We start from the raw sequence: 14293 nt of genomic DNA on the forward strand, positions 1-14293 counted from the left end.
TGTTGTTTACAAACTAATCGTAACAAACCAATATTCCTATTTACGAGAGCACCCCATACCTAAAGAATTCGGGAACTTTCATAGGAATATTCGGGATGAATTTGACTGTATACATAGGGAGATGGTCGTTGTTATAATTTTCCTATATATAGGGGGATGGGGAGGATGAGGCCAATGAAAAAAATCGCCACTCGAAGCGGTTTGATTGCCCAGGTAACAGCGGCAGCACTTTGTGCCCTAATGATCGTTTTTTATATGAATAATATTCCTAGTTATTATGAAACACTTCGAATGGACTGTACACTCAAGCCTTGCAGTGCACTGGCCCCTGCCCCGCCAACATCTTTAGAGGCATTGAGTGTTTATCATTTAACCCCTGATACCTACTCGTTATGGTTCGTCATCATTGAATGTACATTTTCATTTCTCTTTTATCTGGCAGCGTTTCTTATTTTTCTAAAAAGTAAACGGGATTTACTGGGGCTGTTGGCGATGATTGCTCTTGTTGCTTACGGGACGACGTTTACTTCGTTAGTCTATATCGGATCGGAAGACAGTCCATTTTTAGAAAAGGTTCCTGAGGCTGTAGCTGGTATTGGACGGATGACGTTCTTTCTGTTTTTGCTTCTTTTTCCAAAAGGCCGCTTTGTACCGCGCTGGACGGTGCTTGTTTTTATCCCTTTTTGCATCGTTCAGATCATCAGCTTCCTGTCCGCGGGGACAGCATTTGATTTGTTAAATTGGTCCAATACAGGCAGGCTTCTCTACTACTTAACCATGATGGGTGTAACCATTTTTTCGCAGGTTTTTCGTTATCGGAAGGTATCGAGTTCCATTGAAAAACAGCAAACGAAGTGGGTGGTCTATGGAGCGGTGATTTCCCTCCTCGGGTCAGTGATCATAAGTGGTTTTTTTGTGTATCCTGTGTTTGCTGATAATCCGATTTCTTATATCTATTTAAGTGCCTTGCTGTACATGGTGGTGGCAATCATTCCTTTAACATTGGTGCTGGCGATTTTAAGGCACCGGTTATGGGAGATTGATCCGCTCGTAAACCGTACCATTCTTTATGGGGCTTTAACGTTAACGATTATTTTAATTTACGCTGGTAGTGTCATGTATCTAGGCGGTTTATTCAAGACTAAGGATAATTTTGTGATTTCAATGATTTCAACGGGAGTGGTGGCGGTTCTTTTTTCACCGTTAAAAGAAAGGCTTCAACGAATTGTAAACCGGCTGATGAAGGGGCGGCATGATGATCCCTATACAGTCTTAAAGGAATTGGGGGATCATTTGGTCCAGCCATTATCTCAGGAAGAGGTATTGAAGGAGGTAGCAGGCACGATAAAAGGGGCATTGCGGCTTCCGTTTGTCGGGATATTCGTAAGGGTAAAAGATGAAGAAAAAATGGCTGTTGCTGCAGGAAATACTGAGGCTATTTTTGATGTTCATTCCTTTCCCATCATTCATGGCGGAGAGGAGCTCGGGACGTTGATGGTTTCGAGCCGCTCACAAGATGAAACTTTTTCCCAAGAGGATTTACGCCTGATGGATGTATTACTCAGACAGTCCGGTGTGATTTTGCAAAATGTAAAAATGACCTGGGGGATGCAGCTTTTAGCCAATGATTTGCAAGAGTCCAGGGAGAAGCTGGTGCTGGCCCGTGAAGAAGAGCGGCTGCAAATTCGGAGAAACCTCCATGATGACCTCGCTCCAAGGCTGTTATCATTATCCTTTAATGTGGCGGCAGCGGAGCAATATGTGAAAAAACAGCCAGATAAAGCTGTTGAGCTGTTGGGGGAACTGCGCAGCGTTATCCGAACGACTGTAAATGAAATCCGCACGATGGTCCATGATTTACGGCCGCCAACATTGGATGAATTCGGGCTGATTGGGTCGATTGAAACGAGGATCAATGAGATTCGAAAAACGATGGGGACAAACAAAACGCAAGAGAATGAGGAAGCAGCCGTGTTAAAGATAGCCTTGGAAGCACCTGAGCAGCTGCCTGTTTTGCCGGCAGCCGTTGAGGTTGCGGCCTACCGGATTATTACAGAGGCACTTGTGAATGTGGTCAAACATGCGCAGGCCACTGAGTGTGTGGTGAGGATATCGGTTCATTCTGAATCCGAACTTCAGATTGAAGTAAGTGACAATGGGCTCGGCTTGCCAATATTGTTAAAGCCGTCAATCAGCGGCGGCATAGGTTTAAAGTCGATACGGGAACGAACAGCAGAGCTTGGCGGGCAATGTTTTTTTGAAAAGTTAGAGAGAGGCAGCGGAACAAGGGTAAGAGCTATAGTACCTTTTTTGCAAAGGGAGGAGAAGGTTAATGAAGGTAGTCTTAATAGATGATCATCCATTATTTCGGAGCGGGGTTCGTAATCTTATACAGACGACAGACGATTTAAAAGTGATTGGCGAGGGAGCTTCGGGGGAAGAGGCAGTGGAACTGGCGCTAAGGCTTCAGCCTGATGTGATGGTGATGGATATTCGCATGCCGGGGATTAATGGGATTGAAGCGACCCGGGTGATACGTGAGAAGCAGCCTGAAATGAAGATATTAATAGTTACGATGTTAAAGAATGATAAATCAGTCTTCACCGCCATGCAAATGGGAGCACGCGGGTATGTTTTAAAGGATGCGGGGGAAATGGAGCTGCTTCATTCGATTCGCATGGTCGGTAACGGAGGAGCCGTATTTAGTTCAGATATTGCTGCCCGGATGATGAACTACTTTACCATGCCGCAAAAGCAGAGCCATGTGAACACTGCTCTTAGCGAGCTGACTAGCCGGGAGCTGGAAGTGTTAGAACTGATTGCTGAAGGATACACGAATGTGCAAATTGGGAACAAGCTGCAGCTAAGTTCAAAAACGGTCGCCAACCATATTTCCAATATACTTAATAAATTGCAAGTCGCAGACAGATACCAAGCAAAAAAACTCTACAAAGAATCACAAAATCCGCTTAGTGGAGAGGATGAAGAATAAGAACAGACCAATCAATAAAGAATCAATGCTAAAAAATTAATTATAGTGAAAAACTTAGTAAGGGTGACAGGCACCGGATGGACATTTGTCCATCCGTGGTGCCTGTCACCCTTTTTAATATCTAGATTACTGTGGATTTATCCTTGATTAGGGTACAAACCTAGAGCCTGTCTTAGTTGTGTTACATATAAATGAAGTACAGTCATACAGAGAGATAAATGGAAGGGAGGGACAAGTGCGGACAAACCTGAGGGGGGGAGGGGGGCGACCCCTGAAACATCATGTCTTACTAACTAGAATGAAAGGGGATAGATATGTTTTTACAACCAATGGTATGGATGACCATCCTATCTTTCGTGTTTACATTAATCTTTATTCTTTGGAGGCCTAAGGGGGTTAATGAAGCAGTTCCAGCAACGGTCGGAGCCATTTTTGTTTTATTAAGCGGCAGTGTTTCGCTGACCGACCTCGGAATGATCACAGAGACGATAAGCGGTGCCGCAATCACGATTATCGCCACAATTGTTATGGCCATCGTTTTAGAAAGCTTTGGATTTTTTAACTGGGTTGCGGAAAAATTGGCAGCCAAGGCCAGGGGGTCTGGTATTCGGTTATTTTGGTATGTGAATCTCTTATGCTTTTTGATGACCCTATTTTTTAATAATGATGGGAGTATCTTAATTACCACACCGATTTTAGTCATGCTTCTTAATAATATGGGGCTGAAAAACCACCAGAAGATTCCATATTTATTATCAGGCGGATTGGTTGCGACAGCATCGAGTGCACCGATTGGGGTAAGTAATATTGTTAACTTAATCGCGCTTAAAATTGTTCATATGAGCCTTTATTTACACACTGCGATGATGTTTGTACCGGCAACGCTGGGCTTGCTGTTCCTTGTCTTTTTGCTGTACCTGCGCTTTAAAAGGATACTGCCGAAAACCGTTCCTGCCACGGTAAGCGGCTTAACGCGCAAATCTTATCATCCACTTAAGCTTGGTCCGGAATATGCTAATGAAAAAGAACGATCAAAATTCATGCGCAATGTATTGCTGTTTGTATTTGGTGTACGAATCAGTCTTTTTGCCGCCTCCTATATTGGCATTCCTGTTTCTTTAATGGCTGTAATAGGATCGCTGATCCTGCTGGGCTGGAGATGGGCCTATCTAAAAATCCCGCCAATCGATATGATTAAAAAGACTCCGTGGTATATTCTTATCTTCGCATTTAGTATGTACGTCATCATCTATGGATTGAACAATATTGGTCTGACGGATTGGCTAATCGGTTTCATGCGGCCAATGGTGTCGGGAAGTTTGCTGAATGCCAGTGTGATGATGGGGACACTTTTAACCGTACTTTCCAATATTTTTAACAATCATCCCGCCCTGATGGTTGGAACGCTTACGTTAACACATATGGGGCTAGACACGCTTACCTTGAAAATTGCTTATCTGGCAAATGTAATTGGAAGTGATATGGGCTCACTCCTGCTGCCGATGGGGACTCTTGCTACACTGATGTGGATGCATATTATTCGGAAAGGGAAGGTTAAGTTTTCTTGGTGGGAATATGTGAAGGTTACAGTGGTTGTCATACCGCCTGCCACTTTGTTCACGCTAGTAATCTTGTATTATTGGGTATCCGGATTGTTTGGAGGAGCACTCCAGTAAGTTCAGTTAGAAAAAGGAAGAGAATCGATGACCCCTATGATCAGAAATAAACAAAAAAAAATAATCCAAACTTGTTTGGCCGACAAAGATTGGATTCACTCGCTCACATTTATACACATAAGCCGTAGTACTAAAAGACTACGGTTCTTTTTCGTTTTTTAGTAATATCGATATATAAATAAAATATGAATCCTTGTATAACTATGTTCATCACCTTAAAAAAAATATCAAGGTTACTATTGGTGACAGGCACCATATGTTAGACTCGAGAAGGGGTGTGTTATGAGTTCGATCGGGGAGAATGAGCGGATTGATCTGTTGGATTTTTTGCGGGGATTTGCTTTAGCTGGGATTATTTTGGTTAATATCGGCCCATTGCTGTCTGTGGATCCCCCGGCAGCAGGGACAGCCGCTTCGGCTTATTGGCGGTTTTTGTATTTATTCATTGAAGGCCGCTTTTATACGATTTTTACCTTTTTATTTGGTGTCGGATTTTACTTGTTTATATCCCGTGCCAATTCGAGAGGGAGAAATGGAACCGTACTTTTTATAAGGCGAATAACGATATTACTCCTGTTTGGTTTAGTCCACGTTCAGTTTCATCCTGGGGAGGCATTAACCGTCTATGCGGTCTCCGGACTGCTTCTTCTGCCATTTTACAAGGTAAAGAGAGACATCAATCTCGTGTTTGCCATCGTCATGCTCGTGGTATTAGCTTTTTTTGCTGCCAAAATTTTTATGGTTATCCCATTAATGCTATTGGGAATTGCTGCAGGCCAATATCATGTATTTGAAAGAATAACACAGCTAAAAAAGGCAACCGCTATTTTTACAGTAATTATGTTTCTTTCCGGTGCCGCTGGGCTTATTTTTCAATATCAATCGGCACCGCCTTTACCTATAAGTGCCAATGATGCGCACCCCGTCCAAATGCAGCAATTTATCAGCAGAGGCATTACCATAGGTCCGCTTGTGTCCGCATTCTATGCTGGATGCATGGTGCTCTTATTGCAAAATCACTTTTTCCGTAAACTATTGGCACCGCTAAAACGCTATGGAAGGATGGCCTTTACTAATTATATATTGCAAACAGTCCTTATCTTGCTGGCGGGGAAAGTGCTTGGTCAGGTGAATCCTCTTACCTGCCTTCAATCCTTATTAATCTGCATTATTATTATAATGATTCAATTACTGTTTAGTACGTTTTGGCTGCGCTATTTCAAGTTTGGCCCTTTGGAGTGGGTGTGGAGGGCGTTGACCTATTTAGAATTTCCGCCCATGCGAAAAAGAACCTAGCATAAATACTTTCATGCAGGTCCGAGCCGTCCACCCCAAAAAACACAGAGCAAGGCTTCGATGGCTCTGTGTTTTCTGCTGAAAAAACTTAAAGTTTAGCTGCTCTTTATTTTCACATTATGTTCTTTTGCCAGTTTGTTCAATTTACTTTTATAATCTTGGATCCGCTCTCTGGCATCTGCCAGCATATCGTTAGCCTCTTGAATGAGGGCAGGATCCTGCTCTTCTATCGCCTGTTTGATGGTGACAAACGCTTTATATTGTATATCGGCACCCTCTATATAAATCTCGTGAATCTCCCTTAGTTCATCGGTTTCTATCTTGACTGAATCCAATTCCTGAATAAATTCATTATAGTTTGGAATTACCTCTTTCGTGAGGGCATCGTACATCGTTTGATCATCCTTATAATTGGCACCGGCAACCCCTTCATAGGCAGATACCGCCGCCGCTTCTAATTTCCCCGCTTGTTTAATTTCCTTATTAACATAATTCATCAAATCATCTTGGACAGGATCGTTAAAGCAGCCTGACAATAACAGCAAAAATGGAAGAACAATGACCCATAGACCTTTTTTCACTTGGCTCACCCCCTAATCCTCAATTTATGAGGTGCTGGAAGTCCAATATGTTAGGGTGTGAAAAAAATGTTAAGCCATCCAACCGCCGCCCGAGAAGTTACCAATGAAATCCAATGAAATTGATAGAAATTCTCATTTACGTATTGACACCATTTTTACCCATTGTTTATACTACATATAAGTGATAATGATTTTCAATCTCACTTGTTTAAAAATAAACCTTTGGAGACAGCGATGAAAAAACGATATCTATTATTGGTGTTATTACTATTGTCAGGGGTCTCATTGTTTGTAGGGGTTACAAGCATCTCACCCAGCGATCTCACAAACTTACAATCTGAGGAAACACAAATATTTTTAATCAGCAGGATACCGCGGCTTGTGGCCATCATCCTTGCCGGAGCAGGAATGAGCATTGCTGGATTAATCATGCAGCAGCTTAGCCGAAACAAATTTGTCTCACCGACAACAGCTGGTACACTAGATGCGACCCGCTTAGGAATATTGGTGTCGATGCTTTTGTTTGCCAATGCCTCGATGATTGAAAAAATGCTGGTTGCCTTTGGTTTTGCACTGGCGGGAACGTTTTTATTTATGCAAATACTCGAGAGAATTAAATTCAAGGATGCCATTTTCATCCCGCTTGTGGGTTTAATGTTTGGAAACATCTTATCATCAGTAACGACTTTCTTTGCTTACCGGGCAGATGTCATTCAAAATATGTCGGCGTGGCTCCAAGGCGATTTTTCGATGATCATGAAAGGTCGTTATGAACTCCTATACATAAGTATTCCGATTTTAATTATTTCCTATTTTTATGCCAACCGTTTCACCGTGGCAGGAATGGGGGAAGATTTTTCAAAAAATCTAGGCCTTGCCTATCGCAGAATTGTCAATATCGGGCTGGTTCTTGTTGCGTTAATCACGGTAACGGTTGTTCTGACAGTCGGAATGATTCCGTTTCTCGGTCTAATTGTTCCAAATATCATCTCGATTTTTAAAGGTGACCATTTGCAAAAGACGCTCCCGCATACAGCCTTACTTGGAGCGAGCTTTTTGCTAGTTTGCGATATTTTAGGAAGAATCATCATTTACCCTTATGAAATTTCGATAAGCCTTATGGTCGGTGTCATAGGCAGCGGAATCTTCCTTTATCTGCTTTTTAGGAGGAGAGCCTATGCGTAACCATTGGACGAAAATGGGGGGGCTTATCTTAGTTGCCTTGTTATGCTGTGGAATCTATTTATTCCATGATTTAAATGGGAGTTTTGATTATGCCCTGCCTAGAAGGGTTGTAAAGGTAATCGCAATGGTCATTACTGGGTTTACGATTGCGTATGCAACAGTTGTTTTTCAAACGATTACCCATAATCGTATTCTAACCCCAAGCATCATGGGGCTTGATGCCCTTTATTTGCTGCTGCAGACCGTCATCATTTTCTTTCTCGGCTCAGACCATCTAGCAGTTGTGAATAAACAGGTAAACTTCTTGATTTCTATAGTAATCATGATTTTGTTTGCCCTTGGTCTGTATCGGTTTCTTTTTAAAAAGGGCGGTCAGTCCATTTACTTTCTGCTTCTAATTGGTATTATCGTCGGAACCTTTTTCTCGAGTATCTCCACCTTCTTTCAGGTGCTGATTGATCCGAATGAATTTCAGATTGTTCAAGACCGAATGTTTGCTAGTTTCAATAATGTTAATGCCGATTTGGTCTGGCTTGCGCTGCTGCTGGTGGGCGTCGTGATTATTTATGCCTGGCGCTATATGAAATACCTCGATGTCTTATCACTGGGGAGGGAGTGGGCGATTAATCTCGGCGTTCCTTATGATTCGATTGTGAAGAAAATGCTGATTATCGTAGCCATATTTATTTCCATCTCCACGGCTCTGGTGGGGCCGATTACCTTCTTTGGCTTAATTGTGGCGAATCTTTCTTATCAGTTTTTTAAAACGTATACACATAAGGTTCTCATTAGTGGTGCGGTTGTCATGAGTGTGATTGCACTTGTCGGCGGGCAGTGGGTAGTCGAGCGGCTCTTTACCTTTTCAACCACCCTAAGCGTCATTATTAACTTTTTCGGCGGAATCTACTTTATCTATCTACTATTAAAGGAGAGGAAAGCAGTATGATCCAAGTAAAGTCATTATCGAAGTTCTACGGTAAGAAGCCGGTGGTCGAGGATGTAACGGTTGATATACTGCCAGGTAAAATTACTTCGTTCATTGGACCGAATGGCGCTGGAAAATCAACGCTTCTTTCGATGGTGAGCAGGCTGCTTGATGCAGATACAGGGGAGGTGCTGCTTAATACCTCCAATGTCCGCAAGATGAAGTCCAATGACTTTGCGAAATCGGTTTCGATTCTAAAACAATCCAATTATATGAATGTTCGTCTCACCATTCGTGAACTGGTTTCGTTTGGACGGTTTCCCTATTCCAGGGGGCGGCTTACCGAAGAGGATGAGCGGGTGGTGGACCAATCCTTAGAGTACATGCATCTCACTGAATTACAGGATAGTTTTTTAGACGAATTATCCGGAGGACAGCGTCAGCGCGCGTTTATCGCGATGGTCATTGCTCAAGATACGCAATATATTTTGCTCGATGAACCTCTAAATAATCTGGATATGAAGCATTCGGTCCAGATTATGAAAATACTGCGCCGGCTGGTCGATGAACTTGGTAAAACGGTAGTTATTGTGCTTCATGATATTAATTTTGCCTCGGTCTATTCTGATTGGATTGTCGCGATGAAAGACGGAAAAGTGGTCAAAAATGGACCGACTGAGGAGATTATACAATCGGATGCCTTAAGTGAGATTTACGACATGGATATTCCGATTCAGGAAATGAACAATTGCCGAATCTGCGTTTATTTTAATTCATAAAAAGGAGAGTGGAACAGATGAAGAAATGGAGTTTAATAGGATTTGTTTTTACGATGATTTTGGTGTTGGCAGCTTGTGGAACAAAGGAGCAGGAGACCTCCAATACAGCCGCTTCAAGTGAGCAGTCAGAAGAGAAGGTGACAATAAAGCATGAGTATGGTGAAGCGGTAGTTGAAAAAAATCCGAAGAAGGTTGTTGTCTTTGATTTTGGTGTGTTAGATACCCTAGATGAGTTAGGTATAGACGTCACAGGTGTTCCTCAAACAGCAATTCCTTCTTACTTAAAGAAATACGCGGATAAAAAGTATACGAATGTCGGCAGCTTAAAAGAGCCTGATTTCGAAGCCATCCATGCATTGAAGCCGGACGTTATTTTTATCTCGGGGCGCCAGGCAGAATTATACGATCAATTTGCTGAGATTGCACCAACCGTGTATGTTGGAATGGATTATGTTCACTACATGGATTCATTTACTCAAAATATGAATACAATTGGTGAGATCTTTGGAAAAGAGGATCAGGTAGCAAGTGAATTGAAGGACATTCAGGCAAGTGTGGATGAATTAAATAAAAAGGCGTCTGCAGAGGATAAAAAAGGTCTTATTATCTTAGCGAATGAAGGGAAAGTAAGTGCCTACGGCCCAAGTTCCCGGTTTGGCATCATTCATGACGTTTTTGGCTTCGGTGCAGCGGATGAAAAAATCGAGGTCTCTACCCACGGACAAAGCATAACATTTGAATATATCAAAGAAAAAAATCCTGACGTTTTATTTGTCATTGACCGCTCTACGGCTGTTGGAGGAGAAATTGGTGCCAAAGAAATCGTTGAAAATGAGTTAGTTAAGAAAACGACTGCGTATCAGGATAAAAAGGTTATTTACCTAAATGCTGATTCTTGGTACCTAAGCGGCGGTGGTTTGCAATCAATGAAGAGTATGGCAAAAGAAATAGAATCAGCCCTATAAAATAAATGAAATGGTTGGAACAAAACGCTTGGCTTACCGAAGAGGCCAAGCGTTTTATCTATATGTCCATCCCAGAAGGACAAAGAAGAGCGAATGTCTTTTTTTGGTGCCTGTCACCAATTACCTCTTTCTTTTATTCCAAAGTTTTGTAAAAATGGAGTAAGAGAGCTTATGTTTGGAGAGATATATATGGCTAAGAGTTTTCCTTTATTTGGCGGATTGAGTGAATCAGATGCTATTAATCTTGATGAATTAATTGACTTGTTTTTAAATGGGACGGCCGATGGTATATGCATGGTGGATATGGAAGATCGTTTTATCCGCGTCAATATGATGTATACGAAAATTTTTGGTTATACGGAAAAAGAGCTGTTAGGGCGCAAATTTGAGGATGTTATTCACTCTTATTTAACGGATGATGTTATTAAGGCAGTTAAACAAGGGGAGTTTATCCATGATCTTGTGACACAATTCTATCACAGAGATGGAAGCCTTCTAGATATTGCCGTATCATTTTCTCCTCTGCGAAACTCAAGCGGAGAAATTATCGCCATCATCGGCAGTTATCGTGATATTACCAAACATTTAACAATTGAACGGGAATTAAAGACAACGCGAAAGTTATATCAGTTGATTACAGAAAATACCACCGATATGATTAAGCTTTATTCCAAAGATAAAAGGGTCCTGTATGCTTCTCCTTCACATACACAAGGGGTAGGAATTCCTCCCGAGGAATTAGTAGGGCAGGACGTATACAATATCATCCTGCCGGAAGAGAAAGAGAACTTTGACAAAGTATATGAGGAACTCAAAAAGACGGGAGAACCGCAGCTGTACCAGGTGAAAATGAGAACGATTGATAATGGATTTATTTATTCGGAGACAAACATGTCCCCTATTTATAATGAAAATAGAGAATTAGAAGCATTTGTAACGGTCGGAAGGGATATTAGCGACCGGGTCAAAAATGATGATGCTCTGCGTAATCTTGATCGTTTATCGATCATTGGACAATTGGCTGCAGGGGTGGCTCATGAAATCCGCAACCCGTTGACCTCATTAAAAGGTTTTTCCAAGCTTTTAAAAAGTACAATCGATAAACAAAAGCAAGAAGATTATCTATCGATTATCATGAATGAACTTGACCGAATCGATATGATTGTTAATGAATTTATGTCGCTGGCCAAACCGCAGGCCATTCAATTTGAAAGAGAGAGTTTAAGTACTATTTTAGAGAGCACTGTTAACATTTTACACCCGCAAGCACTCTTACATAATGTGCAGATCATTAACCGTTTCACCACAGAGGATATTGAGTTGCTTTGCAGCCCTCATCAGTTGAAACAAGTCTTTGTTAACTTTTTAAAAAATGCAATAGAGTCGATGCCGTCTGGGGGCAAGGTCTATATTGATGTTCAAAAAGTAAATGAGAAAGAAGTATTGATCCAGTTTACCGATGAAGGGATTGGAATTGACAGTCAGCTCTTGGAGTACCTCGGTACGCCGTTCTATACGACAAAGGACAAGGGGATTGGGCTGGGTTTAACAGTCAGCAACAAAATTATCCAAGAGCATAACGGCACAATGAAGATTGGAAGTAAACTTGGTAAAGGTACAACTGTTGCAGTGACATTAGAATATGTATAAAAAAAGCGTCAGATACCAGAAGATTTGGGTGTCTGACGCTTATTTGGTATAACGGTTAGCATAACTGGAGGCCACAAAGGCATCTGGCTTTATTTTTGGAGCTACCCCCATCGATTCCATTCGGGAAACCATTTCTTTCACAAATTCTCTTGTTTTATTACGTTTGCCTGCCCCAATGTCGATATGCCCTTCCATGGTGAAGGTGGCCCCTTCATATATATACGGCAGGACAATGGAGATAAGCTGGTTTTTCCGTTCCTCAGTAAACATGGCAACAATTTCTTCTGTTAATGATAGTTCCAATGAAATCCTTTCGTGGAGCTGGGTCATCTTCCTTGGGACCACGTATTTTCTAATGCAGGCCCATACTCCATTTCCCTCATTTTGAATGACAATACCTGTAATAAAAACAGTTTGCGATTTATGAACCTGTGAATCTGTGCCGACCATTAAACGATAGTGGCCTTTCGGATCTAAGTTCATGAATGTAACAATCCGTTCAAACACCTGTTCAAACGAGAGCCCGTTTTCCTGCAGATTTTTAAATGAATGGTTATACACTGAAACATTCTCCATATATAAACATCACATCTTTCCTTTCATAAGAAATAATAAAACTGCTTCTTATTCCTATCTTATGGTGAAAGAACAAATCTCGTGCGGACAGCTATGGGAATTCAATCTAATTAATATGTATGTAGGATTGTGAAAAAATAGACAGGTGGCAGGCAGACTGTCCAGGCTTCATCTTTTGGAGATACAGCAATCTGGCAGGAAAAATTTTATTCCTAAAACAATTATTTGCCTAACAATCTTTATGCCAGTCCATCATTAGATAAAGAAACAAGATTAATAGGAAGAGGATGATGAGAATGGCAAAAAGAAACAGAGGAAAGACGATCAGCAGCTTGCCTTCAAATGGACGGGGGACATGCCCATTATGCGCAAAAACCGGGATTAAATTGCTATATTCGCATAAAACAGAAACAGGAGAGACGATCCAAGTTTGTAAAAACTGCCGTAATAAATAAGCTAATGATCCTTTGCTTTCAATATTCATATTGTTAACTAATATTAATATTTAGTTGACAATAGCTATCCTTACCATTTATCTTAAAAATAAGATAAAAAATAGGGGTGGGGATTAAATGAGAAGGTTAAGAGCTTTAGATTTAACACTTGCAGCTATGTTTGTGGCACTGATGGCTATTGGGGCCAATATTTCGACGATTGCTCCGTTTTTACATGTGGGCGGAGTGCCGATTACGCTGCAAACCTTTTTTGCTATATTAGCAGGAGCGATCTTAGGAAGCCGTTTAGGTTCGGTTGCCATGACCGTTTATATGTTAGTGGGCTTAGTCGGAGTTCCTGTCTTTGCTGACTTTACTGGCGGGCTTTCCATCATCATAAGACCTACATTTGGCTTTGTTCTTTCTTATATATTAGTTGCATTTATGATTGGGAAAATGGTGGAACGGAATAAAAGCCTGCCTGCGTTTATCACTGCTTCGTTAATCGGAATGGCGGTCAACTATCTGTTTGGAACCAACTGGATGTATTTTGCTTACAAACTTTGGGCCTCAGCACCAGAAGGCTTCACATACAAGATGGCATGGCTATGGATGGCAGCCCCGCTGCCAAAGGATATCATCTTATCCGTCCTAGCCGGAATAATGGCCCACCGCCTCGAAAAAACCGTCCTATCCAAGGGCCAATTCAAACAAATCAAACGTGGTGCCTGACACCATTACTCACATTGCCACATTGCAAAAGCGGATCAACCGATAGGTTGATCCGCTTTTGTATGCATTGTTGGAAGGTTCTTTCTAGAGAGTTTTACTCACGTACTTGGTTTCTTCTTAACTTAAGAAAATAGACCCATGACAAAGGAGAAGTTTATCATGTAAAATTTAGGTGAAATTGTTAAAAAGTTCTTAAAAATACGTATCTAGGTGATAATGAAACTTATTTTTGAAATCGGTTTCAAAAATAACCAGTTTCATTAAGGGACCAAATAATATAAGAGCGGCATATATATTGAAACTTTACCTATTTTTCTTTAGAAACCACAAATGGTTGCAATTAAGGAGGTGATGAAAAAGGGTTTGCGTTTCAATAAAATTGTAAGCGTTTCATTTTTATGATTTTATGAAACCGATTTCAAAGTAATTTGAAATCATCCATCAAAGCTTTACAACTGTGAAAATACCTACTATTTAGGATGAAGAATGATTGTAAACGGGA

At 41.3% G+C, this 14293-nt stretch carries 13 protein-coding genes; 11 read left to right on the forward strand and 2 right to left on the reverse strand.

What is annotated here, in order from left to right; all coding sequences use genetic code 11:
* Positions 1-174 precede the first annotated feature (174 nt).
* The 4 genes from GXK58_RS16675 (at position 175) to GXK58_RS16690 (ending at position 5964) form a co-directional block, all read left to right on the forward strand.
* A complete protein-coding gene (locus GXK58_RS16675) occupies positions 175-2355 on the forward strand; it encodes a GAF domain-containing sensor histidine kinase (protein WP_160724296.1) in 2181 nt (726 codons plus the stop codon).
* A complete protein-coding gene (locus GXK58_RS16680; protein ID WP_160724297.1) occupies positions 2333-2992 on the forward strand; it encodes a response regulator transcription factor in 660 nt (219 codons plus the stop codon). The genes GXK58_RS16675 and GXK58_RS16680 overlap by 23 nt, the downstream gene beginning before the upstream one ends.
* Positions 2993-3306: 314 nt before the next feature.
* Positions 3307-4668: an arsenic transporter gene (locus GXK58_RS16685; protein WP_160724298.1), complete on the forward strand. Its 1362-nt coding sequence runs from the start codon at positions 3307-3309 to the stop codon at positions 4666-4668.
* Between the two features lie 282 nt (positions 4669-4950).
* Positions 4951-5964 (forward strand): DUF418 domain-containing protein, encoded by a 1014-nt coding sequence (locus GXK58_RS16690; protein ID WP_160724299.1) that lies wholly within the window; start codon positions 4951-4953, stop codon positions 5962-5964.
* Positions 5965-6059: 95 nt separating this feature from the next.
* Here GXK58_RS16690 and GXK58_RS16695 read toward each other — a convergent pair whose 3' ends face one another.
* On the reverse strand, positions 6060-6545 hold the full coding sequence (locus GXK58_RS16695) for a hypothetical protein (RefSeq protein ID WP_160724300.1): 486 nt from the start codon (positions 6543-6545) through the stop codon (positions 6060-6062).
* Between the two features lie 234 nt (positions 6546-6779).
* Between GXK58_RS16695 and GXK58_RS16700 the strand changes: the two genes are divergently transcribed.
* The 5 genes from GXK58_RS16700 (at position 6780) to GXK58_RS16720 (ending at position 12049) form a co-directional block, all read left to right on the forward strand.
* Positions 6780-7730, forward strand: a complete 951-nt coding sequence (locus GXK58_RS16700; RefSeq protein ID WP_160724301.1) for an ABC transporter permease — start codon at positions 6780-6782, stop codon at positions 7728-7730.
* Positions 7723-8676: an iron chelate uptake ABC transporter family permease subunit gene (locus tag GXK58_RS16705; RefSeq protein WP_160724302.1), complete on the forward strand. Its 954-nt coding sequence runs from the start codon at positions 7723-7725 to the stop codon at positions 8674-8676. The genes GXK58_RS16700 and GXK58_RS16705 overlap by 8 nt, the downstream gene beginning before the upstream one ends.
* On the forward strand, positions 8673-9434 hold the full coding sequence (locus GXK58_RS16710; protein WP_160724303.1) for an iron ABC transporter ATP-binding protein: 762 nt from the start codon (positions 8673-8675) through the stop codon (positions 9432-9434). The genes GXK58_RS16705 and GXK58_RS16710 overlap by 4 nt, the downstream gene beginning before the upstream one ends.
* Before the next feature lie 17 nt (positions 9435-9451).
* Complete coding sequence (locus GXK58_RS16715) at positions 9452-10399, forward strand: siderophore ABC transporter substrate-binding protein (RefSeq protein ID WP_160724304.1); 948 nt, start codon at positions 9452-9454, stop codon at positions 10397-10399.
* 189 nt (positions 10400-10588) lie between these two features.
* Positions 10589-12049, forward strand: coding sequence for a PAS domain-containing sensor histidine kinase (locus tag GXK58_RS16720; protein ID WP_160724305.1), 1461 nt, complete (start codon positions 10589-10591; stop codon positions 12047-12049).
* A gap of 39 nt (positions 12050-12088) precedes the next feature.
* Here GXK58_RS16720 and GXK58_RS16725 read toward each other — a convergent pair whose 3' ends face one another.
* On the reverse strand, positions 12089-12625 hold the full coding sequence (locus tag GXK58_RS16725; RefSeq protein WP_160724306.1) for a ribonuclease H-like YkuK family protein: 537 nt from the start codon (positions 12623-12625) through the stop codon (positions 12089-12091).
* Between the two features lie 296 nt (positions 12626-12921).
* Here GXK58_RS16725 and GXK58_RS27045 point away from each other — a divergent pair, with 296 nt between their 5' ends.
* Entirely contained in the window at positions 12922-13080 is a 159-nt protein-coding gene (locus tag GXK58_RS27045; protein WP_202171383.1) for a hypothetical protein, read from the forward strand.
* A 117-nt stretch (positions 13081-13197) separates the two neighbouring features.
* Positions 13198-13791, forward strand: a complete 594-nt coding sequence (locus GXK58_RS16730) for a biotin transporter BioY (RefSeq protein WP_160724307.1) — start codon at positions 13198-13200, stop codon at positions 13789-13791.
* Positions 13792-14293 lie beyond the last annotated feature (502 nt).

This window comes from Bacillus sp. USDA818B3_A (assembly GCF_009928415.1).
Taxonomy (GTDB): domain Bacteria; phylum Bacillota; class Bacilli; order Bacillales; family Cytobacillaceae; genus Neobacillus.

Bases quoted from the DNA above. Each gene is read 5' to 3' on its own strand.
- GXK58_RS16675 (WP_160724296.1), top strand. From the start codon at position 175: ATGAAAAAAATCGCCACTCGAAGCGGTTTGATTGCCCAGGTAACAGCG.
- GXK58_RS16680 (WP_160724297.1), top strand. From the start codon at position 2,333: ATGAAGGTAGTCTTAATAGATGATCATCCATTATTTCGGAGCGGGGTT.
- GXK58_RS16685 (WP_160724298.1), top strand. From the start codon at position 3,307: ATGTTTTTACAACCAATGGTATGGATGACCATCCTATCTTTCGTGTTT.
- GXK58_RS16690 (WP_160724299.1), top strand. From the start codon at position 4,951: ATGAGTTCGATCGGGGAGAATGAGCGGATTGATCTGTTGGATTTTTTG.
- GXK58_RS16700 (WP_160724301.1), top strand. From the start codon at position 6,780: ATGAAAAAACGATATCTATTATTGGTGTTATTACTATTGTCAGGGGTC.
- GXK58_RS16705 (WP_160724302.1), top strand. From the start codon at position 7,723: ATGCGTAACCATTGGACGAAAATGGGGGGGCTTATCTTAGTTGCCTTG.
- GXK58_RS16710 (WP_160724303.1), top strand. From the start codon at position 8,673: ATGATCCAAGTAAAGTCATTATCGAAGTTCTACGGTAAGAAGCCGGTG.
- GXK58_RS16715 (WP_160724304.1), top strand. From the start codon at position 9,452: ATGAAGAAATGGAGTTTAATAGGATTTGTTTTTACGATGATTTTGGTG.
- GXK58_RS16720 (WP_160724305.1), top strand. From the start codon at position 10,589: ATGGCTAAGAGTTTTCCTTTATTTGGCGGATTGAGTGAATCAGATGCT.
- GXK58_RS16725 (WP_160724306.1), bottom strand. From the start codon at position 12,625: ATGGAGAATGTTTCAGTGTATAACCATTCATTTAAAAATCTGCAGGAA.
- GXK58_RS27045 (WP_202171383.1), top strand. From the start codon at position 12,922: ATGGCAAAAAGAAACAGAGGAAAGACGATCAGCAGCTTGCCTTCAAAT.
- GXK58_RS16730 (WP_160724307.1), top strand. From the start codon at position 13,198: ATGAGAAGGTTAAGAGCTTTAGATTTAACACTTGCAGCTATGTTTGTG.